This is a genomic window from Rhodococcus sp. NPDC058639 (assembly GCF_042717545.1).
Taxonomy (GTDB): domain Bacteria; phylum Actinomycetota; class Actinomycetes; order Mycobacteriales; family Mycobacteriaceae; genus Rhodococcus.
The window spans coordinates 376,160-399,315 of record NZ_JBHXRF010000001.1 but is presented as its reverse complement, the minus strand read 5'-3'; the positions used below and the strand labels follow the sequence as shown (position 1 = coordinate 399,315).

Annotated in this window: 18 protein-coding genes and 1 pseudogene; 12 read left to right on the top strand and 7 right to left on the bottom strand. The window is 67.7% G+C overall.

Annotated features, from left to right (window positions below):
• Positions 1-73: 73 nt before the first annotated feature.
• The 6 genes and pseudogenes from ACFWU2_RS01840 (at position 74) to ACFWU2_RS01815 (ending at position 6,884) form a co-directional block, all read left to right on the top strand.
• Positions 74-1,350: pseudogene (locus ACFWU2_RS01840) on the top strand (DUF6986 family protein).
• On the top strand, positions 1,347-2,699 hold the full coding sequence (allB, locus tag ACFWU2_RS01835) for an allantoinase AllB (protein ID WP_378599392.1): 1,353 nt from the start codon (positions 1,347-1,349) through the stop codon (positions 2,697-2,699). Before ACFWU2_RS01840 ends, allB begins: the two are co-directional and overlap by 4 nt.
• Complete coding sequence (alc, locus tag ACFWU2_RS01830) at positions 2,696-3,682, top strand: allantoicase (protein ID WP_378599389.1); 987 nt, start codon at positions 2,696-2,698, stop codon at positions 3,680-3,682. The genes allB and alc overlap by 4 nt, the downstream gene beginning before the upstream one ends.
• Before the next feature lie 46 nt (positions 3,683-3,728).
• A complete protein-coding gene (locus ACFWU2_RS01825; RefSeq protein ID WP_378599386.1) occupies positions 3,729-4,622 on the top strand; it encodes an AAA family ATPase in 894 nt (297 codons plus the stop codon).
• The gene (locus tag ACFWU2_RS01820) at positions 4,619-5,734 is read left to right on the top strand and encodes a VWA domain-containing protein (RefSeq protein WP_378599384.1); all 1,116 of its coding nucleotides are present in this window, start codon (positions 4,619-4,621) and stop codon (positions 5,732-5,734) included. Before ACFWU2_RS01825 ends, ACFWU2_RS01820 begins: the two co-directional genes overlap by 4 nt.
• Complete coding sequence (locus ACFWU2_RS01815; RefSeq protein ID WP_378599381.1) at positions 5,727-6,884, top strand: XdhC family protein; 1,158 nt, start codon at positions 5,727-5,729, stop codon at positions 6,882-6,884. The genes ACFWU2_RS01820 and ACFWU2_RS01815 overlap by 8 nt, the downstream gene beginning before the upstream one ends.
• Before the next feature lie 114 nt (positions 6,885-6,998).
• Here the strand turns inward: ACFWU2_RS01815 and ACFWU2_RS01810 are convergent, their stop codons facing one another.
• A complete protein-coding gene (locus ACFWU2_RS01810) occupies positions 6,999-8,144 on the bottom strand; it encodes an MFS transporter (RefSeq protein ID WP_378599378.1) in 1,146 nt (381 codons plus the stop codon).
• A gap of 331 nt (positions 8,145-8,475) precedes the next feature.
• Between ACFWU2_RS01810 and ACFWU2_RS01805 the strand changes: the two genes are divergently transcribed.
• Complete coding sequence (locus ACFWU2_RS01805; protein WP_378599375.1) at positions 8,476-9,273, top strand: DUF5602 domain-containing protein; 798 nt, start codon at positions 8,476-8,478, stop codon at positions 9,271-9,273.
• Between the two features lie 53 nt (positions 9,274-9,326).
• On the opposite strand, the gene ACFWU2_RS01800 is transcribed toward ACFWU2_RS01805, so the two are convergent.
• Complete coding sequence (locus tag ACFWU2_RS01800) at positions 9,327-10,139, bottom strand: mycofactocin-coupled SDR family oxidoreductase (RefSeq protein WP_378599373.1); 813 nt, start codon at positions 10,137-10,139, stop codon at positions 9,327-9,329.
• A gap of 10 nt (positions 10,140-10,149) precedes the next feature.
• Entirely contained in the window at positions 10,150-11,217 is a 1,068-nt protein-coding gene (locus tag ACFWU2_RS01795) for an alcohol dehydrogenase catalytic domain-containing protein (protein ID WP_378599370.1), read from the bottom strand.
• Between the two features lie 118 nt (positions 11,218-11,335).
• Between ACFWU2_RS01795 and ACFWU2_RS01790 the strand changes: the two genes are divergently transcribed.
• Genes ACFWU2_RS01790 through ACFWU2_RS01775 form a run of 4 tightly spaced genes read left to right on the top strand, consistent with a single transcriptional unit; the run spans position 11,336 to position 15,987 of the window.
• The gene (locus ACFWU2_RS01790; protein ID WP_378599367.1) at positions 11,336-11,830 is read left to right on the top strand and encodes a (2Fe-2S)-binding protein; all 495 of its coding nucleotides are present in this window, start codon (positions 11,336-11,338) and stop codon (positions 11,828-11,830) included.
• Entirely contained in the window at positions 11,827-14,232 is a 2,406-nt protein-coding gene (locus ACFWU2_RS01785; protein WP_378599364.1) for a xanthine dehydrogenase family protein molybdopterin-binding subunit, read from the top strand. Before ACFWU2_RS01790 ends, ACFWU2_RS01785 begins: the two co-directional genes overlap by 4 nt.
• Positions 14,229-15,083: an FAD binding domain-containing protein gene (locus tag ACFWU2_RS01780; RefSeq protein ID WP_378599361.1), complete on the top strand. Its 855-nt coding sequence runs from the start codon at positions 14,229-14,231 to the stop codon at positions 15,081-15,083. The genes ACFWU2_RS01785 and ACFWU2_RS01780 overlap by 4 nt, the downstream gene beginning before the upstream one ends.
• Positions 15,084-15,117: 34 nt before the next feature.
• Complete coding sequence (locus ACFWU2_RS01775; protein ID WP_378599356.1) at positions 15,118-15,987, top strand: SRPBCC family protein; 870 nt, start codon at positions 15,118-15,120, stop codon at positions 15,985-15,987.
• Here the strand turns inward: ACFWU2_RS01775 and ACFWU2_RS01770 are convergent.
• From ACFWU2_RS01770 to ACFWU2_RS01760, 3 genes are read right to left on the bottom strand one after another with little or no spacing between them, the layout of a single operon-like run.
• On the bottom strand, positions 15,958-18,669 hold the full coding sequence (locus tag ACFWU2_RS01770; protein WP_378599354.1) for a molybdopterin-dependent oxidoreductase: 2,712 nt from the start codon (positions 18,667-18,669) through the stop codon (positions 15,958-15,960). The two genes, ACFWU2_RS01775 and ACFWU2_RS01770, sit on opposite strands and share 30 nt — an antisense overlap.
• Positions 18,666-19,475 (bottom strand): FAD binding domain-containing protein, encoded by an 810-nt coding sequence (locus tag ACFWU2_RS01765; protein ID WP_378599351.1) that lies wholly within the window; start codon positions 19,473-19,475, stop codon positions 18,666-18,668. Before ACFWU2_RS01765 ends, ACFWU2_RS01770 begins: the two co-directional genes overlap by 4 nt.
• Before the next feature lie 4 nt (positions 19,476-19,479).
• Positions 19,480-20,853, bottom strand: a complete 1,374-nt coding sequence (locus ACFWU2_RS01760; protein ID WP_378599348.1) for an 8-oxoguanine deaminase — start codon at positions 20,851-20,853, stop codon at positions 19,480-19,482.
• Positions 20,854-20,994: 141 nt separating this feature from the next.
• Between ACFWU2_RS01760 and ACFWU2_RS01755 the strand changes: the two genes are divergently transcribed.
• Entirely contained in the window at positions 20,995-22,503 is a 1,509-nt protein-coding gene (locus tag ACFWU2_RS01755; protein WP_378599345.1) for a PucR family transcriptional regulator, read from the top strand.
• Here ACFWU2_RS01755 and idi read toward each other — a convergent pair.
• Positions 22,500-23,108 (bottom strand): isopentenyl-diphosphate Delta-isomerase, encoded by a 609-nt coding sequence (gene idi, locus ACFWU2_RS01750; RefSeq protein ID WP_378599342.1) that lies wholly within the window; start codon positions 23,106-23,108, stop codon positions 22,500-22,502. The genes ACFWU2_RS01755 and idi overlap by 4 nt on opposite strands.
• Positions 23,109-23,156 lie beyond the last annotated feature (48 nt).

Genomic DNA, 23,156 nt, shown 5'->3' with positions numbered 1-23,156 from the left:
CCGAGAGCACTACCGTCTGCGCCCGGAGCACGTATACAAGGGTGGATACACCCGAGCAGACACGGGAGACCGGATGGCAGACGGACGCGAGCGGTTGCTCGACTCGCTCGATGTTGCATTGGGCGCCGTCGATGCCCGGTACGCGGCGGCCTATCCGGGACTCGGATCCGCTCGGCAACCCGTACACACCGTGTACGTGCCCGTCGATCGGTACGACGCCGGCACGGTGCGCTCCTGGGGCTCGCAGGCGCGAGAAACGTTCTCCCGGTATATCTCCGGAGCAGACGACCTTGCCGAACTCATCGGTGTCGAACCCGCTCTCGCCCGCGCCGTCCTGCCCCTGGTCGAAGCAAAACTCGCCACGGAACCGATCGAAGACCTGCGAATCGACTTCGAGGACGGTTTCCCCCAATCCGGCATCGCACGCGGCGCACGTGACACCGACGAAGACGCCCATCTCGTGCGCGCCGCCGAAGCGCTGCGGACCACCCCGGACCCGACGCCGTTCTCCGGCATCCGCGTGAAATGCCTCGAACCCGCCGTCCGGGCACGTGCGGTACGCACCCTGGACATGTTCATCGGAGAACTTTCCGACGACGGTTGTCTCCCTGACGGTTTCGTCGTCACACTGCCGAAGGTGACGGCACCGGAACAGGTCGCGGCGATGGTCACCGTGTGCGAATATCTCGAGACCACGCACGGGCTCACCTCACCGCTGCGCTTCGAGATCCAGATCGAGACGCCGCAAGCCGTCTGCGGACCCGACGGGACCGCGCAGGTGGCGCCGATGATCCACGCCGCGCAGGGGCGATGCTCCGGGCTGCACTACGGCACCTACGACTATTCGGCGGCATGTGGCATCGCCGCCGAATACCAGGCGATGGATCACCCGGTTGCGGACCACGCCAAGGCGACCATGCAGGTCGCCGCGGCCGGTACCGGCGTGCACCTGTCGGACGGCTCGACCAACCGGATCCCCGTCGGCACCGCCGACGAGGTTCGCGCCGCGTGGGCCCTGCACGCCCGGCTCGTGGATCGCTCGCTGCGCCGCGGCTTCTACCAGGGCTGGGACCTCCATCCCGCACAATTGCCCACCCGTTATGCAGCACCTTCGCGTTCTATCGCCGGTCCTTCCCGTCCGCAGCGGAACGGATCGCGGCGTACTCGGCACGCACCGACGGCGGTTTCCTCGACGAACCCGCCACCGCGAGGGCACTCGCGTCGTTCCTCCATCGTGGCCTCGGGTGCGGTGCCCTCACCGCCGCCGAAGTACACGAGCACGCCGGCGTCACGGCGGAGCAACTACGAGCACTGGCAGGGTTCGCCCCTCAGGAAGGACGATTCGAGTGACCACCGTCATCCGGGCCCGCCGCGCCGTCGTCGGCGACCATGAGCGTGCATGTGCCGTGATCATCCGGGACGGGCGGATCGCCGCCGTCGAGGACTATGCGGCACCGGTGCCCGGAGCACGCGAGGTGATTCTCGCCGACGACGAAGCGCTGCTCCCCGGCCTCGTCGACACCCACGTGCACGTCAACGACCCGGGCCGCACCGAATGGGAAGGATTCGCGAGCGCGACCCGGGCCGCCGCCGCCGGCGGGGTGACCACGTTGATCGACATGCCGCTCAATTCCATTCCTTCGACCGTGGACGTGGCTTCGCTCGCCGTCAAGCAGAAAGTCGCCGCTGACCAGGTGACCGTGGATGTCGGGTTCTGGGGCGGCGCGATCCCCGGCAATCTCGCGGATCTCGAACCCCTCTGGGAGACCGGTGTATACGGATTCAAATGTTTCCTCGCGTATTCCGGCCTCGACGAATATCCCCCACTGGACCGGGACCAGATGATCGCAGCGATGCGCGTCATCGCCGGATTCGACGGCCTCCTCATCGTCCACGCGGAGGACGGCCCCACGCTCGACGCCCAGCCCGCCCCGTCGGGTCGCCGCTACGCCGATTTCCTGCACTCGCGTCCGCCCGTCGCCGAGGCGCGGGCGATCGCGCAGGTGATCGACGGTGCCGCCGAAACAGGGTGCCGCGTACACATTCTGCACCTCTCGGACGCCGGTAGCCTGCCGCTCGTCGCCGCAGCGAAAGACGCGGGAGTCCGCATCACCGTAGAGACGTGCCCGCATTACCTGACGTTGTTCAGTGAGGAAATCCTCGACGGCTCGACACATTTCAAATGCTGCCCACCTATCCGGGAGGCCACCAACCGCGAGGGTCTGTGGCGAGGATTGGCGGACGGCACGATCGACTGCGTCGTGTCCGACCATTCGCCGTGCACCCCCGAACTGAAGAAACTGGGGATCGGAGACTTCGGGGAAGCCTGGGGCGGAATCTCCTCGCTGCAATTGGGACTACCGATCGTGTGGTCGGAAGGACGGCGGCGCGGACACTCCCTCGTGGACGTGACGCGGTGGATGGCCCGCAACACCGCCGCCGTGGCCGGACTGGCCGACCGCGGCGACATCGCAGTCGGCAACACGGCCGACCTGTGTGTCCTCGCCCCCGACGACGCGTTCGTGGTCTTCCCCGACAAACTCCACCACCGCAACGCCGTCACCCCCTACGCCGAAATGGCGCTCGCGGGTGTGGTGCGCCGGACATGGCTTGCCGGCGAACCGCTCACGGTCACCGGTGATCGCCGCAACGACCCTGCTCCTCGCGCACGACTGCTGTCCCGGAAGGACATTCGATGACATCGCCCGATTTCCGGCAACTTCCCGATCTCGCCTCCCGTGAACTGACCGGCTCGGTGATGTACGCCAACGACGAGTTGTTCGCCCAGCGTGAGAATCTCATCGCACCCGGCCCGGCGCTGCACGATCTGTCCGCGTTCGGACACAAGGGAAAGGTGTACGACGGCTGGGAAACCCGCAGGCGGCGCGAACCCGGACACGACTTCGCCATCGTGCGTCTCGGTACCCCGGGCGTGATCCGCGGCGTGGTGATCGACACGGCGTGGTTCACCGGCAACTTCCCACCGTTCGCGTCGGTCGACGCGGTATGCCTCGAGGGATATCCCGGTGTCGCCGACCTTCTCGATGCCCCCTGGGAACCCGTCGTCGACAAGGTGGCCCTGCTCGGCGACACCCCGAACGCCTTTGCCGTGGACAGCGAGCGACGCTGGACCCACGTGCGTCTCAACATCTTTCCCGACGGTGGCGTCGCCCGCTTCCGCGTCCACGGAGAGGTTCGCCCGGACCCGATGTTCCTCACCGGCACGATCGATCTCGCAGCACTGGAGAACGGCGGCGACATCGCGGACTGCTCGAACCGTTTCTACTCGTCGCCGCGCAACATCATCGCTCCCGGCAGGGCTGCGAACATGGGTGGTGGCTGGGAGAACGCGCGACGGCGCGACGACGGGAACGACTACGTCGTGGTACGCCTGGCCGGCACCGCACTGGTCGACCACGTGGAGATCGACACGTCGTACTACGTCGGCAACGCGCCCGGGTGGGCACGACTGTCGGGCCTCCCGGACGGCTCGGACCCGGCCGACGCATCGGCGTTCGTCGAACTGCTCCCGAAGACTGCGCTGCTCCCCGATTGCCGGCACCGGTTCCGGGTGGATGCGAGCATGCCGCTGTCGTTCGTACGCTTGGACGTATATCCGGACGGAGGGATCTCACGGCTACGCGTGCACGGTCGCCTCGTGGACCAGGGCCTCACCCCGTGACTCCGAGTCACCGTCGCGGCGCGCCGAGGTGTCCTAGGCTCAGCCCATGGCAGGTGCGGTGACAGAGGTACGGTCCCCCGAGGACCTGGTGACGGCGCTCGAATCGACCGGTTACCTCGCCGACGACGGACTCGCGACCACGGCGTTCCTGGCGATGCGGATGGGCCGGCCACTCTTCTGCGAGGGCGAACCCGGCACCGGGAAGACCTCCCTCGCGACGGCACTGGCCGAGGCACTCGACCTGCCGCTCGTCCGGTTGCAGTGCCACGAAGGCATCGACGCGTCGCAGGCACTCTACGACTGGGACTTCCCCCGGCAGTTGCTGCACCTGCGCACCCTCGAGGCCGCGAGCGGGGGCGCCCTGGACGCCGACACCGCCGAACGCTCCCTGTACACCGAGCGTTACCTGCTGACCCGGCCACTGCTGGCAGCCCTCACCGGCGCACCCTGTGTGCTGCTCGTCGACGAAATCGACCGTGCAGACGACGAATTCGAGGCACTGCTGCTCCAGGTGCTGGACGAGAACGCGGTGACGATTCCTGAACTCGGAGAGATCCGCGCGGCGGTGCCGCCGCTGACGGTGCTCACCTCCAACCGCACCCGCGAGGTGCACGACGCGCTGAAACGCCGCTGCCTGTACCACTGGGTCGAACACCCGGACCTCGACCGCGAGATCGCCATCCTCCGGCGCCGCCTGCCCGATATCGACGCTTCCCTCGCCGCGCAGGTCGCGCACGCGGTCCACGCGCTGCGCGACTACGACCTGCTCAAGCCGCCGGGGGTGGCGGAATCCCTCGATTGGGCCCGCGCGCTGCGCGAACTCGACCGTGACGTGCTCGACGCCGCGACGGCAGCCGCGACACTCGGTGCAGTCCTGAAATACCGGGAAGACATCGAGCGCGTCACGCGTGCCGGTCTCGACCGGGTTCTCGCAGGATGACGACCGCGGGGCACGGCACTCTGGTGGGTTTCGCCGGGTTCACCCGCGCACTCGCGGAATCCGGCATGCCCGTGACTCCGGACGCCACCGACACGTACGTCCGCGCGCTCGGTGAGCTCGACATCGGCGATCCGGCGCAGGTCTACTGGGCAGGACGGGCGACGTTGTGCCGCGACCCCGACGATCTGCACCGCTATGACGCGGCCTTCCGCAGCTGGTTCGGAGGCGCCGTGCCGAGCCTGTCGCGGACCCGGGGACAGCGCACCCGCACCGCGCGGATCGCCGCGCTGACCCGGACACCGGGAGCAGTCGACGGCACGGGAGAGAACGCTCCCCAGTTGCAGGTCGCGGCCACCGACACCGAAGTGCTGCGGCATCGCGACATCGCGGAACTCACGCCCGCCGAACGCGCTCACCTGACCGAGATGCTGACACGATTGCGGCCCCGTCTTCCTGTGCGGGCCGCCGCGCGGAGGCGTCCCTCCCGGGCCGGGCAGGTGGACCCGCGACGCACCCTGCGGGCGATGCTCGCGGCGGGTGGCGAGGCGGTACGGCCGGTGCGACACCGCAGGGCGACGCGGCCGCGCCGGGTCGTGCTGCTGATCGACGTGTCGGGCTCCATGACTCCGTACGCCGACGCGCTGCTGCGGTTCGCGCACGTCGTCACCCGTTCCCACCCCGGCGGAACCGAGGTGTTCTCGCTCGGCACACGCATGACCCGGTTGTCCCGGGCACTGCGCGCCCGCGACCCCCAGCATGCCCTCGCCGCTGCCGCGCGCACCGTGCCCGACTGGGCCGGAGGCACTCGGCTCGGCGACACACTGCGCGCCTTCCTGGACCACTGGGGACGGCGTGGACTGGCCCGCGGCGCGGTCGTGGTCATCTTCTCCGACGGCTGGGAGCGCGGCGACGCGGCACTGCTCGGAGAGCAGATGGCACAACTGCGCAGGCTCGCGCACGCGGTCCTGTGGGTCAATCCGCATGCCGGCCACGCCGGGTACGAACCGATCCAATCGGGTATCTCGGTGGCATTGCCACACATCGATCGCCTGCTCGCGGGACACAGCCTCGCGACACTGGAAACACTGCTCGAGGAGGTTCATCGTGCGTGAGGTTCTCGACGAACTCGACCGCCGCTACCGGGCGGGCGAGACCGTCGCGGTAGGCACCGTCGTGTCGACGTTCCGGTCCGCGCCGCGCCCGCCGGGAGCGTCGATGCTGGTCGCAGGGGACGGCACGGTGACCGGCAGCGTGTCGGGCGGTTGCGTCGAGGGCGCGGTATACGAACTGGCTCAGGACGTGATCGGCGACGGAACGCCGGTGCTCCAGCGGTACGGGGTGTCCGACGACGACGCGTTCAGCGTGGGGTTGACGTGCGGTGGAATCATCGACGTCTTCGTCGAACGGATCGACACCACAGAATTTCCCTCCTTCTCCGACGTCGTCGAGTCGGTACGCGGTGGCGAACCGGTAGCGGTCGCGACGGTCACCGAACATCCCGATCCGTCGGTCCTCGGGCGACGCCTCGTGGTGTGGCCGGACCGGGACGCCGGGACGCTGCCGTCCTCCCGGATGCACGATGCCGTCACCGACGACGCACGTGGTCTGCTCGACGTCGGACGATCCGGGACACTGCATTACGGCACCGACGGTGAGCGTCGCGGCGAGGGAATGTCGGTGTTCGTCAACGTCTTCCAGCCCCCACCTCGGTTGATAGTGTTCGGCGCAATCGATTTCGCCGCAGCGATGGCAGATCTGGGAACTTTCCTCGGGTACCGGGTCACGGTGTGCGATGCGCGCGGCGTCTTCGCAACCGAAGCGCGGTTCCCCGGTGCGGACGAAGTGATCGTGGACTGGCCGCACCGTTATCTGGCCGCCGAGGCCGACGCCGGACGGATCGACAAGCGCACGGTGATCACAGTTCTCACCCACGACCCCAAGTTCGACGTTCCGTTGCTGGAAGTGGCGCTACGGCTCGACGTGGCGTACGTCGGTGCAATGGGTTCGCGCCGGACGCACGACGACCGGATGACCCGGTTGCGTGAAGCGGGGATGACGGACGGCGATCTCGCACGCCTGTCCTCACCGATCGGGCTGGATCTCGGGGCCCGGACACCTCAGGAAACGGCGGTGTCGATCGCTGCCGAGATCATCGCACTGCGGTGGGGTGGCGGCGGGCAGCGACTCGGGCAGACCGACGGACCGATCCATACCCACGAGGAACCCGTCCGCTCCGCAGGTGGCGCCGCTCAGGGGCTCTGAACTTCCCCGGTGGTCTGCACGGGCCGAAAGTGCTGGACGACAGGGAACGGATCATAGAAGTGATGCAGGAGTGCGCGCCAACGCTGGTATTCGGTTGACGCCCGGAATCGTGTCCTATTGTTCGCTCACGAGTGCCGCCGAGGAGATTTCCGGGGTACGGATGTAGCGGACTGCCGCTGCGAAAGTGGCCAGTGCCAGCAACGTCAGGATGAGGTAGAACGCCCTGAGGCCGATCATGTCGACCATAGACAGCACAAGTCCGACTGCGATACCGAGAACGCTCGACGCAAGACCGAATACGCCACCTATCGATCCGTACACCTGAGTGGGCGAGTACACGACGACGGCAAGGACGTAATGCGAGAGTCCGACTCCGGTCGCGATTCCGAAAATGGCCACCCCGATCACGAATGCATACAGGTTGTCGATGTTCAGGATCGCTATTCCGGCAAGACCCAGCGTGCCGTACACCAGCACAATTTTGGCTTCCGGAAAGTCCGCCATTCGGCTGACGTATTGATTCCCCACATAGACCGTGACGTTGGAGACAGCCAATATCAGCAGGGGCGCGGCAGCATACGACTCGAACCGGAGCACGATGAGCGCGCCGATGAGCGTCGTGGGCAGCGCCGAAGCCAGGCACCTGAGAAGCAGCAACCGCCGCAGCACCGTTGATCCTCGGATAGCCGTCACGCCTGCCGACAGTGCGGCCATGGCGGTCCCGTCGGCGCGAGACACGGTACGTGGCCGTCCCCGGTCGATCCGTAGGAGAGCCACAACGGGGGCACAGGACGTGACGACATAGAAGACGAGGAACAGGGTCACACCGTTCACCGAAATGATGCCGAACGCCGCTAGAGGGCCGATCACGCCTGTCATGTAGAAGAGCGTGTTCAGTGTGCCTCGGGCACGACGGCGGAAATCCGGGAAGAGTTCGTTCAGGCCCACTTTCCACGCCGAGAGATAGCTGATGCTCGCAGTTGCGTTCACGACCAGGAGGATGCCCAGCAGAGCGAGCGGAAGCCGGCCGACGGCCAGCGAGGTGACAACAGCGAGAATCGAGGCGGACTGGACTGCCAGACCGACATAGAAGAACATGCGCCAGCCGCGCATGTCGATCGCCGCACCGATGAAGGGAGACAGGAGACCGGACACCGCGGTTGCCACCACCGAGAGCGCTACTGCGGTCGGACCGTAGACCTGGACCAGAAGGAGGGGAGCGACTCCGACAAAAGCAGTCTCACCGATATTGTTGATCACGTTTCCTGCCGCAAACCGGCGGAATCGGGCATCGGAGAGCGGCGGGACTTCGGCTGCGGTGGGTCGAGTCTCGTTATCGGACTGCATTGCGCCCTTCAGGTATTCGGTACGAGGAACCAACCACCACTGCCGGCGGCACTGTCGGCCAGATCATAGACTTCGCACCGCGTTCCCGCCCACGGCCATGTGGCGCATCACCGCCACCGGCATAATGTGCGCCGAAAACCCACCGTGCCCGCGCATCACGAATCGGTCTACTTCGTCTCGTCGTCATCGGCACCTCGGTAGGATCCACACGATGCCGCCCCACGACCGAAATCGAGGGCCCCGGATGAGTATTCGGCCGCGTGTTCGCCACCTTGCCGTGATCGTCACCGTGGGATTCGTCGGATTGGTCGTCGCCCCCGCGCCCGCGGTGGGCGACGGCATCCCTGGTTCGGCCGAGGGGCCGGCGCGCCCGGTCGGTGCCGGCAGCGCCCGCACCTATGTCACCCTCGACGCGGAGGGCACGCCTGCCACCGTCGGGGTGCGACTCGACGCGGCCGCACTCGACGGCCTGCCCGACGGCGTGTTGCCCGTCACCGAGGCGTACGTGCTCGACCTGCCCGAGGAGGCGAATGCCACGCCGTTCGACCATGTCACGGTCGACTGGAATTCTCGCGGCCACAACCCCGAACACGGTTTCGACGTACCGCATTTCGACGTGCATTTCTATCTGCTGGACAGGGCCACCGTGGAGTCAATCCACCCGCTTGCCCCCGGTTATTTCCAGGCCGCCCCCCGTCTGCCGGACCCCCGGTATCTGCCCCAGGGGTACGCACCGGACGGGAATCCGCTGACAGCGACTGTCCCCGGCATGGGACTGCACTGGCTGGACACCACCGAGACGGAGCACCACTTCACCGAGAGGGTGCTCTACGGGTCGTGGGACGGCAAGCAGGCGTTCATCGAACCCATGATGACCCGGGAGTGGCTCGCGTCCCGGCCCACGATCGAGGAACCACTGCCTCAGCCCGCCGCGTACCAGCGCGCGGGCCTCTACCCGACCACCTATGCCGTGCGGTGGGACGAAGCGACGCAGACGTACTCGATCGAACTCGGCGGGCTCACGATGCGCGAGGCGTCATAGGGCGCGCCCACCCGGTCCCACGAGCACTTTGATGTTCGAACCGGTGGTGCCGGTCAGAAGTACTGAGCACCGCCGTCCACGCCGAGATGCTGTCCGGTGACGAACGTCGAATCGGCGGAGGCAAGGAACGCCACCATATCCGCGACCTCCTCGGGTTCCGCCATGTATTTCTCGAGGAACGGGGTAGTCATCGACGCGAGCTTGGGGTTGGTCGCCGCGGTTTCGGCGATCCGTTCGCGCATGCTGCCGGAGCCCATCGGCGTGTTCACCGCACCCGGATGAACACTGTTGACACGGATGTTGTGCCGGCCCAGCTCGGCTGCGAAGGCACGGGCCATCCCGGTCACCGCGTGCTTGCTGGTCGTGTAATGCACCATGAACGGCTGCATCTTCACGCCGGCCAGTGAACTGATGAGGATGATCGAGCCACCGCCACGCTCGATGAGGTGAGGTGCAGTCGCCGTGACGGTGTTCCACGTACCGGTGACGTTGATGTCGAGGGTGTCGCGGAAACTGGTGGGGCTGATCTCGTCCCACGTCTCCGGGATGCAGATTCCGGCATTGGCGACGACGACATCGAGGCCACCGAATCGTGCCACGCCCTCCTGCGCGACCTCCTTCAGCACCTCGAGATCACGAGTGTCGCCCTGCACCAAGTGCGCCTTCCCGCCTTCGGCCTCGACGAGACGGCGCGTTTCGTCGAGATCGTCGAGCGTTGCGGACTCGTAGGGCACTCCGGGCAGCGGGCCCGCAATATCGACGCCGACGATTCGCGCGCCCTCACGCGCAAGCCGGACTGCGTGTGCCCGCCCTTGACCTCGGGCCACACCGGTGATGAAAGCGATCTTGCCCTCGAATCGGCTCACAGACTTCTCCTCAGGTCGAATTTCGCGGGTCGCGTGACCCACGATCGGTTGGTTGCACCAAGACCTTGATGTCCGAACCGGTGCCGCCGGACAGTTCGCGCAGCTTCGCATCGGCACCGTCGAGACCGACAACGGACGTCACCAGCGCGTCGACCCTGATCCGCCCGGCGGCAAGATGCGCGAGCGCCTCGCCGAAGTCGCGCTCGCTGTACGCGGTCGAGCCGACGATGGTGATCTCGGAGACCGCCACCTGCATCAGCAGGAGTTCGGACGGCACTCCGGAAATCCCCACGATCACCAGACGCCCCTGATATCCGAGGATGTCGACGGCATCCTGTGCGCAACTCGGATTTCCGCTGCACTCCAGTACCGCCCGGGGACCGTCGGCGAACAACGCGGCGGCTTCCTCACGCACCCGGTCGGGCGTCGTCGTCCGTACGCCCGATCCGCTCGCGAGCGCACGGCGCGCATCGTGGGGCTCGACCACCAGCACGTCGGTGATGCCCCTGGCACGGAGAACCTCGACGGCGAGCAGGCCGATCGGACCGGCACCGAACACCACGACCCCGTCGCCCGGCGCGACCTCGGCCCGCACGACCGCGCGGACCGCCACCGCGAGCGGCTCGGTGAGTGCCGCGTCGCGCAAGGACACGGTGTCGGGGATCCGGTGCAGCATTCGGGACGGGACCGTGACCGATTCCGCGAGGCCTCCCGGCCGGCCCAGGCCCGGCCCTCGAACCACGCCGGTGAGACACACCCCGTCATCGCTCCGGCACGCTGTGCAGTCGCCGCACTCGTCGATCGGCCGGATCGCCACCCGATCGCCGACCGTCCATCCGCGCACGTCGGCCGCGGTTTCGCTCACCACTCCGGAGAACTCGTGGCCCAGCACGTGCCCGGTGAGCGGGTCCGGTGGGTCGAAGAACAGATGCAGATCCGACCCGCACACTCCGCAGTACGCCACGTCGATGCGGACCTCACCCGGCGCAACGGGCGCGCGGTCCACTTCGGTCACCGACAGCGCCCGTTCGGGGACGATTACCGCTGCGATGCCCATCTGCGAGCCCCTCGTCTTCATGGTCCACCCGAACCGCGGCGACCGATTTCGTCGATTCGGGCCATCGTGCCCCTCCGGTGAAGCAAAGTGGCAGTGATCTGTATCACCGGAGTCGCTTGCGTCATGCACTGGAGGTTCGATGCGCATCACTGTCACCGTCGACGGAACGCCATATACCGACGACGTGGAACCCCGCCTTCTACTCGTGCACTACCTCAGAGACCGGCTGGGCAAAGTCGGGACGGTGGTCGGCTGCGACACGAGCAACTGCGGCGCGTGCACCGTCCTGCTCGACGGGCAGAGCGTCAAGTCGTGCTCGGTGCTCGCGGTACAGGCGGACGGGCAGCAGGTCACGACCGTCGAAGGACTGTCCGTCGACGGTTCCCTGCATCCCGTCCAGGAGGCATTCCGGGAGAAACATGCTCTGCAATGCGGGTTCTGCACGCCGGGAATGATCATGGCGACGATCGACCTGCTCGCGGACAACCCCGATCCCGACGACGAACAGGTGCGGCACAGCCTCGAGGGAAACCTCTGCCGTTGCACCGGATATCAGAACATCGTCGCAGCAGCACAGGACGCCGCACAGCGTCTGCGCGAGGCACCGGCTACGACGCAGGGAGGCACACGATGACGAGCACCGCCGAACCACGTACCGAATCGGAACTCGGCAAGGCACGCCGCCGCAAGGAAGACGAGCACCTCGTCACGGGCCGCACCCACTGGACCGACAACATCGTGCTTCCCGGCATGCTGCACGCGGCGATCTTGCGTAGCCCGATCGCACACGCACGCATCACCCACCTCGACGTGGACGAAGCGAAGAAGCAACCGGGCGTCGTCGCCGTCTACACCGGCGCGGATCTCGCGGAGGAACAGGGCAGCCTGCCGTGTGCCTGGCAGATCACCGAGGACATGCTGACGCCGCCCGCACCCGCGCTCGCCGTCGACACCGTCAGGTTCGCGGGGGAAGCCGTGGCGGTCGTGGTCGCCCGCACCTACTACGAAGCACACGACGCACTCGATGTGATCGACGTGGATTACGACGACCTGCCGGTCGTACTCGACCTCGCGGCCGCCGCCGACGACACCGTCGTGCTCCACCCCGACCTCGGCACCAACCGCAGCGCGACGTGGGTGTTCGATTCGGCGGAAGCCGGCAGCGGGAGCAACGTCGACGACACCATCCGCGATGCGGAGGTCGTCGTGGAGCGGACCTTCCGCCAGCAGCGGCTCATCCCGGCATTCATGGAACCGCGCTCGGTGGTCGTCGACCCCACCGCCCCCCAGACCACGATGTGGTCGGCCACGCAGGTCCCGCACATTCTGAAACTGATGCTCGCGATGACACTCGGTATCCCCGAGCACACCCTGCGGGTGATCGCCCCCGACGTGGGTGGCGGATTCGGCGGCAAACTCCAGGTGACACCGGAAGAGGTGCTCACCCTGCTGATCTCGCGCCGGTTGCGCAAGCCTCTCAAGTACACCGAGACGCGCAGCGAATCGATGATGGCCGGACATCACGGCCGCGACCAGATCCAGAAACTCACCATCGCGGCGAGACGCGACGGCACCGTCACGGGCCTGAAGGTCGACCTGCTGGCGGACATGGGCGCGTACCTGCGACTCGTCACGCCCGGCGTCCCGATCCTCGGGGCGTTCATGTTCAACGGCATCTACAAGTTCGACGCCTACCGATTCACCTGCACCAACGTGTTCACCAACAAGGTGCCCACCGATGCCTACCGGGGTGCGGGCCGGCCCGAGGCCACCTTCGCGATCGAACGCATCATGGACGAGCTCGCCGTCGAACTGTCGATGGACCCGATCGAACTCCGGAAGAAGAACTGGATCGCGCACGAGGAGTTCCCGTTCGACACCGTCGCGGGCCTGACCTACGACTCCGGCAACTACGAGGCGGCCACCGCGAGAGCGCTCGAACTGCTGGACTACGACGGCCTGCGACGCGAACAGGCCGAGCGCCGGGAGCGCAAGGACCCGGTGCAACTGGGCATCGGGGTATCGACGTTCACCGAGATGTGCGGACTCGCCCCGTCCCGCGTCCTCGGTTCGCTGTCGTACGGGGCGGGAGGATGGGAGCACGCAGCGATCCGCATGCTGCCCACCGGCAAGGTCGAGGTGGTCACCGGCGCATCCGCGCACGGCCAGGGACACGAGACGGCGTGGAGCCAGATCGTTGCCGATCGACTCGGAATCCCGTTCGAGGACATCGAGGTCCTGCACGGCGACACTCAGACCTCCCCACGGGGTCTCGACACCTACGGTTCGCGGTCCCTCGCCGTCGGCGGAATCGCAGTAGTGAAGGCTGCCGAGAAGGTGGTGGCCAAGGCGCGGCCGATCGCCGCACACCTGATGGAGTGCGCGGAGGACGATCTCGACTTCACCGAGGGACAGTTCCGGGTCAAGGGAACCGAGAAGTCGGTGGGCCTTACGGACATTGCGCTCGCCGTGTTCGCCGCACACGACCTGCCCGACGGGATCGAACCGAACCTCGATTCGGAGGCGACCTACGACCCCGACAACTTCTCGTTCCCACACGGCACGCACCTGTGTGCGATCGAGGTCGACACCGAGACAGGTCACGCCCGCATCCGGAAATACGTCTGCGTCGACGACATCGGGCACGTCGTCAATCCCCTCATCGTGGAGGGCCAGGTGCACGGAGGTCTGGCGCAGGGCATCGCCCAGGCACTGTACGAGGAAGCGGTACACGACGAGTCGGGCACGTTGCTCAGCGGCTCGTTCGCCGAGTACCTGCTTCCCACGGCCGTGGATCTGCCGTCGTTCACCACCGACCGCACCGACACACCGGCTCCGGGGAACCCGTTGGGCGTCAAAGGAGTCGGTGAGGCCGGCACCATCGCGTCGACGCCGGCCGTGGTGAATGCGGTACTCGACGCCGTGCGGCAGTTCGGGGTCCGCGACATCACGATGCCGTGTACTCCGATGCGGGTGTGGCATGCCATTCGTTCTGCCCGCAGCGACGGGACGAGTACACAGGGAGGCACGCAATGATTCCGTCCGCGTTCGAATATTTCAGGCCCACCAGCCTCGAGGAGGCGGTCACGGCACTGCGCGATGCAGGCGAGGACTCGAAGATCATCGCAGGCGGTCAAAGCCTGATGCCGGTCCTGCGGTTGCGTCTGGCGGCACCGTCGGCGCTCGTCGACCTCGGTCGCGTCGCCGAACTGCGCGGCATCCGCGAAGAGGGCGACGAGATCGTGATCGGCGCGACCACCACGCACCACGAAGTTCTGCACGACCCTCTCGTCGCGCGGCACGCACGACTGCTCGCGGAGGCCACGGCCACCGTCGCGGACCCACAGATCCGGCATCGGGGAACGCTCGGCGGGTCGTTGGCGCACGCCGATCCCGCCGGTGACCTCGCCGCTCCGACCGTGGCCCTCGACGCGACGCTCCGGGTGGTCGGCCCCGCGGGCATTCGCACCCTGACGGCGGAAGAGTTCTTCCAGGACTACTTCACGACAGCGCTGGACGCCGGGGAAATCCTTGCGGAGATCCGCATTCCGAAGCACACCGAGTGGGCCGCGCGGTACGAAAAGTTCCATCGCGCAGCACAACAATGGTCGATCGTCGGCGTCGCGGCGACCGTGTCGGTCGCGAGCGGCACCATCGAGCGCGCCAAGGTGGCTCTGACCAACATGGCGGCGGTGCCCGTCCGGGCGCGTGGTGTCGAAGAATCGCTCGTCGGGCAGCCCGCCACGGCGGACACGATCAGGGCGGCTGCGGAGCGTGCGACAGACGGCACGGACCCCATGACCGACGGAAACGCCGACGCCGAATACCGCAGCCATCTGGCGCAGGTACTCACCCGTCGCGCAGTGACGACAGCAACGGGAATCTGACGTTTCCAACACCTTCACTATCCGAGAGGACGCAATGCAACTCGATCACACCCTGTCCGTTCCCGCACCCGTCGAAGTGGTGTGGACCGCCTTGCTGGACCCCGAGAAGGTCGCACCGTGCATGCCCGGGGCGAAGCTCACCGGGACCGAGGGGGACACCTTCACGGGAACGGTGAAGGTCAAGCTGGGGCCCGTGGCGCTCACCTTCAAGGGCACCGGACAATACGTCGAAAAGGACGAGCAGGCCCGCAAGGCGGTGATCGAGGCGAACGCGAAGGACGCGCGGGGCAACGGCACGGTCAGCGCGACCATCACGATCGTTCTCACCGGCGACGGTGACCGTACGGACGGCACGGTCCACACCGACATGACGGTCACGGGCAAGCCTGCTCAGTTCGGCCGAGGGATGATCTCCGACGTCGGCGGGAAGATCCTCGAGCAGTTCGCGTCCTGCCTGTCGAAGAAACTGGGACCCGAGGCCGCGGACTCGACGCCGAGCGAATCGGCTCCCAACGAATCGGTACCGTCCAGCGCGCCGGCGGTGGCACCGACACCTAACGACACGACGCCTGCCGGTGCAGGGTTCGTCGCACCCGTGGCGGGTGACGCCGCACAGACCGCCACACCGGCACCCGAGGCCACGCCCGGTGCAGTCGCTCCGGCACCGCCCGCGGCAGCCGTCACCGGGCAGGGGGGCTCGGGCGCGGCGCACGCGACCGCCGACCCGCAACCCGAGGCCGAGGCTCTCGATCTCATGGAGTTCGCGCGGGGCTCTGTGATCCAGCGACTCGTTCCGGTTGCGGTGGTGGCCGCGGTGGCGCTGGTGGCCGGGGTGATCCTGAACCGGACTTCCCGCCGTCGGAGCCGGAACCGTTCAGGGTGCCGTGGGTGCCGCAAGAAGTGACCAGATCCGGTCCCGGGACAGGGGTAGTTCGTGCGGCCGCACTCCGACCGCGCGCCGGATCGCGTTGGCCAAGGCGGGGGCGACGGGATTGAACGGCGCCTCGCTCATGGACTTGGCGCCCATCGGCCCCATGGTGTCGTAGGTGTCCGCGAAGTACACCTCGGTGCGGGGCACATCCGCGTACTGCGGGATGTGATAGTTCCGCAGCGTCGCGGTGACGACGGTGCCGCTGGGATCGGTGACGAGTTCTTCGTACATCGCGACGCCGATGGCCTGGGCGACACCACCTTCCACCTGACCCCGGCATTGCTCGGGGTTGACGACGACCCCCGCGTCGGCTGCCTGTACGGACTGCAGGATGCGTACCTCGCCGGTGCCGATGTCGACCGCGACGCGAAACCCTTGCACGTTGAACGACAACGAGCGGGGGAGCCCGCCGTGGCTGCCTTCCGCGCGCAGGGTCCCACCTGCGGCCTCCAGGAGGTCCGCATAGGGCACTTCTGTGCCGCCCACCTGGACTCCGCCGGCGGTGAACTCCACCTCGTCGGGTGATTCCCCGGTCAGTTCCGCCGCCCATTTCGCCATGTCGCCGCGCAGCGCGTGGGCCGCGGCGTGCAGGGCCTTCGCCGCGACGACCGTTCCCGACGATCCGTACGCGCCCGTATCGTGCGTCGTGACATCGGTATCCGACTGTTCGACGCGGATCCGGTCGGGCTCGGTCCCGAGCACCGATGCGGCGATCTGTGTGTGCACGGTGGTCGTACCGTTCCCGAACTCCGCGGTGCCGACCCGGGCGACGTACGTTCCGTCCGGCAGGAGTTCGATCGACGTGTCGGCGATGTGCCCGCCGGGCGGGTTCGACGCGATCATCGCCAGCGCCATTCCCTCGCCGACCCGCCACCGAGGCCCCTCCGGCACGGGCGGTCCGTCCGCACGCGACATCGCGCTGCGGACGAGGTCGAGGCACTGGTCGAGGCCGTAGCTTCCGAACCCGAGGTCGGCGCCCTCGGGATGGGCGGCGACCAGCTCATCGCCGGGAACCACCACGTTGCGGCGCCGCAACTCGTACGGATCGAGGTCCAGTTCCACGGCGAGTTCGTCCATTGCGGACTCGACCGCGAACACCACCTGTCCGAGACCGTAGCCGCGGAACGCGCCCGACGGCCGATTGTTCGTGTACACCGACCTGCCGTCGACGCGCTTGTTCGGGCACCGGTACACCTCGACCGATTCGCCGCACCCGTGGAACATCACGCTCGCCGAATGGTTGCCGTACGCGCCGCCGTCGTTGAGGACGTCGATGGCGAGGGCCGTGAGGATTCCGTCGGCGTCTGCGGCCACGGTGACGTCGACCCGCATGGGATGACGACACGGTGCGACCGTCAGCTGGTCCGCCCGGGTGAACTCCCACCGCACCGGGCGTCCGGTGCGCAGCACAGCCGCCGCGACGACGTCCTCGACGAGCATTTCCTGTTTGCCGCCGAATCCCCCACCCACGCGGGCGGTGAACACCCGGACGCGGTGACGTTCGAGACCGAAGATCCGGCACAGTTCGTCGCGGACGAGGAACGGAACCTGGGTGGAACTGCGGATCACCAGCCGTCCGTCGTCGTCGAGCCAGCCGACGGCGCCGTGTGTTTCGAGATGGGTGTGCTGGACGCGCTGCGTCTGCCAGCGTCCGCGCACCACGGCCGCAGCCGCGGCGATGCCGGCTTCGACGTCACCACACCCGCCGTGCACCTCTCCGATGAGGTTGCGGGAGGCATCGGCGATCCGCGCTTCCGGCCCCTTGTCACCGTGCAGCAGGGGAGCGCCGGGGGCCGCGGCCTCGTCCGGGTCGAGCACGAACGGCAGGACCTCGTACTCCACGCGGAGAAGTCGGCAGGCCTCCTGCGCTTGCGCTTCCGTCTCCGCGACCACCGCCGCAACCCGTTGCCCGACGTACCGAACTGTCCGGTCGAAGAGGTAGGTGTCGTCCGGATCTTCTTCCCGGTTCTCGTGTCTCGCTGTCGAATACGCGAACTCGGGGGCGTCGCGCCAGCACAGGACCGCGTGCACACCCGGCAGTCGTTCCGCGGCGTCGCTGTCGATGGACACGATCCGGGCGTGCGGGTACGGGCTGCCGAGCGTCGCGATATGCAGCACACCGTCGACGACGGTGTCGAACGTGTACGGCTCCGTACCGGTGACGACCCGCGGGCCCGCAGGTGCGGGATGGGACGCGCCGAAAGCCTTTCCGCATGTCTTCCCGACGTTGCCGACGCCGCGCAACGCATCGTCGACGGAACGATATCCGGTGCAGCGGCACAAGTTTCCTTTGAGCCGGCGGGGGAGGTCGTCGAGGTCGGCTTCGGTGAACGTCGAGGCCGTGACGATCATGCCGGCGGTGCAGAATCCGCATTGGAACCCGGCGGCGTCGACGAACCGCTGTTGCAGGGGATGCATGTCGTCGGGCGTGCCCAGACCGGTCACCGTGGTCACCGCGCACCCCTCGGCCCGGACGGCGGGATAGACGCACGAATGCACCGCCTCACCGTCGACGAGCACCGAGCACGCGCCGCAGTCACCTGTGTCGCAGCCCTTCTTGACCTCGAAGTGTTCGTGCTCCCGCAGCATCGTGCGCAGGCACTGCCCGGGTCGGGGAGCGGCGTCGACCTCGTCACCGTTGACCGTCAGCCTCATGACAACTCCTCCCGGACTTCCTGTGCCAGAACGGCTGTGACCGCCCTGCGCCACTGGGGCGTTCCGTGTACATCGGCGTGATAGGCGTCCGCGGCGACGGTCGAGGCCAGTGCTGCGTCGAGGTCCGCCGCAGCGGGCAGATCGGGGAACCTCAGCACGTGAGGACGGGTGGTGGCAGCGGTGACCGACAGGGTAAACGCACCGTCGGCGTCGCGCCGACCGATGACCACGGCGCCGGACCGGCCCAGCGGAGACAAGGCGATCTTCCGGAAAGCGGTGCGCGAGTCGAGCTTTGGTGGCTCGATACGGATACTGCGCAGAACGTCTCCCTCGTGCAGGAGGTTGTCGCCGACGCCGGTGACGAACTCCACCACTGGCATTCGCCGCTCACCGCCCCCTCGGGACCAGATCACCGCGTCGGCATCGAGCGCCACCGCGAGAGAAATCATGGCACCGGCGGGCAGCGACAGGCAGATGTTGCCGCCGACGGTGGCACGCTTCCAGATCTTCCACGAGGCGAGCAGGGCGTCGGCGCACTGCCTGAACAGCGGTGCCGCCGGCCACGTCGTGGTCTCGGAGAGCCTCGAGAGTTCCTCGACCGTGCAGGTCGCGGCCACTTCGAGGCCGGCGTCGTCGATCACCGTCGCGGGCCAGCCCAACCCCGACAGGTCGACGAGGCGACGCGCGTGGGGTTGCGGTTCCGAGAACAGCCACGTCCCGCCTCCGACGAACGCCGTGCCCGGTCCCCAGGTGAGATCCTCACGCGCCCGCGCAACGGTGTAGTTCGTCACGGTGTGCAGATCCATGGCCTTACCCCGCTTTGGAGACGAGCCGGGTGTGCGCGTCCGCCACGCCGCGAGCGACGACGTCGGTGTCGACGGTGAGAACCCGATCGTTGCGTACCACCTCGCGTCCGTTGACGAGAAGCAGATCCAGGGGAGGCTGCGACCCCAGTACGAGCGCCGCGACCGGATCCGAAATCCCGGAATGAGCGAGCGTGTCGAGCCGCCACAGAGCGAGATCGGCAAGCTTTCCCACCTCGAGAGAGCCGATCTCGTTCTCACGACCCAGGACTCGCGCACCGCCGATGGTCGCGAGCGCGAGACTCTGCCGCACCGTCATCGCCCGCGGTCCGCTCCGTGCGCGTGCGAACAGCGCGGCGTGGTGGGCCTCTTCGAGCATGCAGCACGATTCGTTGCTCGCCGCGCCGTCGACCCCGAGTCCGAGCGGAACTCCCGCCGCGTAGAGATCGGCCGCACGCGCGATGCCCGCACCGAGACGCGCGTTGGATGTCGGACAGTGCGCCGCACCCGTGCCCGACGCCGCGAGCACCCCGATGTCGCGGTCGTCGAGGTGCACCGCGTGCGCGTACCAGACGTCCGGCCCCGTCCAGCCGAGAGATTCCATGTACTCGACCGGATTGCACCCGAACCTCTCGAGGCAGAAGTCCTGCTCGTCGAGGGTTTCCGCAAGGTGTGTATGCAAACGGACGCCGAGATCGCGGGCGAGCACCGCGGACTGTTTCAACAGTTCCCCGGTGACGGAGAACGGGGAGCACGGGGCCAGCGCGACGCGGAGCATCGAATCGAACGACGGATCGTGCCACCGCTGGACGGCGTCCTGACTGCCGGCGAGGATCGCGTCGAGGTCCTCGACGATGTGATCCGGCGGGAGTCCCCCAGCGCTCGCGCCCAGGTCCATCGAACCGCGGCAGGGGTGGAAGCGGATACCGACCTCTGCCGCCGCGGCGATCTCGGCCCCGAAGACGTCGCCCCCGTCGCGGGGGACGACGTAGTGGTGGTCGGTGCTGGTGGTGCATCCGGTCTTCAGCAGGTGCGCCAGGGCGCCCTTCGCCGCGACATGCACCATATCGGCGTCGATGCCACCCCAGATCGGATAGAGCGTGGTCAGCCACTCGAACAGCGTGTGATCGACGGCCAGACCGCGCGTGATCCATTGGTACAGGTGGTGGTGGGTATTGACGAGTCCGGGAGTCAGAATGCACCCGGCACCGTCCACGATCTGCGCATCGTCGTACCCGAGCGGTTCGCCGTCGCCGACCGCGACGATCCTGTTTCCTTCGACCACGACGTGACCGCTGCGGTATTCGGCGCGACCGGCATCCATCGTGACCACGTGCGCACCACGGATCACGATCGGTCGGGTGGTAGGGCGAGTGTGCACGGTTGCTCCTCACGTCGGCGGGCACCTACCAGTGAACTCCTGCTCGAGACGCAACACCCCGGGCACCGTGTACGAAACCGCAACGAAATGCCCGCTTCGTATTGTGCGATCGTCCAAAGGCCCGCGCACGGAGGTGGTGCAGTGCTTCTTCACGATGTACTCGACGATGCCGAACTCGGAATCCGGGTTCTCCACGGCGACCGCGCCATGCTCGAACGGCCGGTACTCCGAACCTGTACCACCGATATGCCCGACCCCACCCGGTACGTCAGCGCGGGGTCGTTGGTGTTCTCGGGGCTGGTGTGGCGCGCGTCTGCCGAGGACTCGGACCTGTTCGTCAAACACCTCGCGCGCGTGGGCGTGACCGCGCTCGCCGCAGGGGAGGCCTTGCTCGGCGAGGTGCCCGAGGACGTGGTGGCCGCGTGCGCCCGGCACCGACTGCCGTTGCTGTCGGTCCCCGCGGACATGCCGTTCAGCCGGATCATCGAGCGGATGACGGCGCGCATGTCCGGCGCGCGTATGGACCGTCTGCAGAACGGACTCGCGCGGCAGCGGCGCCTGCTCGAAGCGGTCGCCGACGGTCGCAGCATCGGCGACCTGCTCGACCGCACCGCCCAGGAATTCGGCGCGCAGGCGTGGCTGCTCACCGCCACCGGAGTGCCTCTCGCCGGCGAGGCACACCTCGACGACGACATCGTGGACCGACTCGTCGTCGCCGCCTTGTCCGCCGAGCGCCTTCCCCACACGACCGGCGACTACACGGTGCTCTCCGTGGGCGGCGGTCTGCGCGACCGCACATCCTGCTGGCTGCTGGTGGTACGGCACACGGGCGACGCGCGAGCGGACTGCCTCGAGGCGTTCCGAGAACTCGCGACGGTGGCGGCACTCGACCGGGTTCGCCGAGACGAGCGTCGGCGCACCGCCTGGGACACCGGGGACAGGGCCGGGGTGGTGTCCGTTGCCGCAACAACATTCGATCCAGGATGTCCACTTGTCGCGGTGGTCGCGCGCCGGGTGTCCCTCGACGACCGGGCCGCTGCGGCCACCGCCGAACGGCTACGGGCACTTCGCGACACGCTCTGCGACGCACTGCCGGGGTGCGTGAGCGCGCTCGACGGGGACCGGGTCGTCCTGACCGTCGCCGGTGACGCCGACGAGGTGCACACGCTGCTTCGTCGTCGGCTCGCCCGGGTCGTCCCGGCGCTCGAGCGCACACGATTGCGGGTGGGCACGAGCGCCACGTGCACGCTCGGCTCGCTGGCGGGTGCCGTCGCCACCGCCACCACGCTCGCCGCAGACGACGGTGACATCCGCGAACCGGTGTCGGTGCGCACGGCAGCAATGGACTCGGCAGCAGAGTTGTTCTCGGCGGTACCGGACAGGTTGCGCCACGATTTCGCGCAACGGGTCCTCGGCCCGGTGCTCGATCACGACCTGTCCACCGACGGTGGGCTTCTCTCCACCCTCGAGGTGTTCCTCGCATGCAGCGGCTCGTGGCGACGCACAGCAGAGCGAATTCACGTGCACCTCAACACGGTCCGTTACCGAATCGGCAAGGTGGAGAAGCTCACCGGGCGAGATCTGTCCCAGATCGATGACAGGCTCGACGTATACCTGGCGCTCCGGACGCTGCAGGTGCAGGAGGCTTAGGCGAGACGCGGCAGATCCCCGCTCAGGCGGTCGGGTGCAGCGGGCGGCAGATCTGCGGCGGGTGCAACCGGCCACCGAAGCGGGTCGGCGCCGAGCTGCCGGAGTTGCTGCACCTGCTCGTAGCACCACGGCGACACGTCGCGGGTTCCGTCCACCACCGCGTCCGCGAAGGCGGTCCACTCCACCCATTCGACGCCGCACACCTCGGCCGGATCGGGGGCCGGGTGCGATCCCCGGTACAGAGCCCGGTAGACCGGGCAGATTTCGTTCTCGACGATCCCGTTGTCCATCACCGCCCGGTACCGGAAGGACGGGAGCACAACGCCGACGTCGTCGAGTTCGATACCGAGTTCTTGGTCCAACCGCCTGCGGACGGCCAGTTCGAGCGGCTCCTCCGGCGCCGGGTGACCGCAACAACTGTTCGTCCATACCCCGGGCCACGTCCGCTTTTCCATGGCGCGCCGAGTGATGAGCAGATGTCCGTTCTCATCGAATACGTACGCCGAAAAAGCGAGATGCAACGGCGTCGTCGCGGTGTGGACGGTTGCCTTCGGTTCGGTGCCGACGGCGCGCCCCGCCTCGTCGAGCAGCACTACATGCTCCATGGTGTTCCTGTCTGTCCGTTTCTCGTCGTGGGTGGGTCCGCCCTGGTG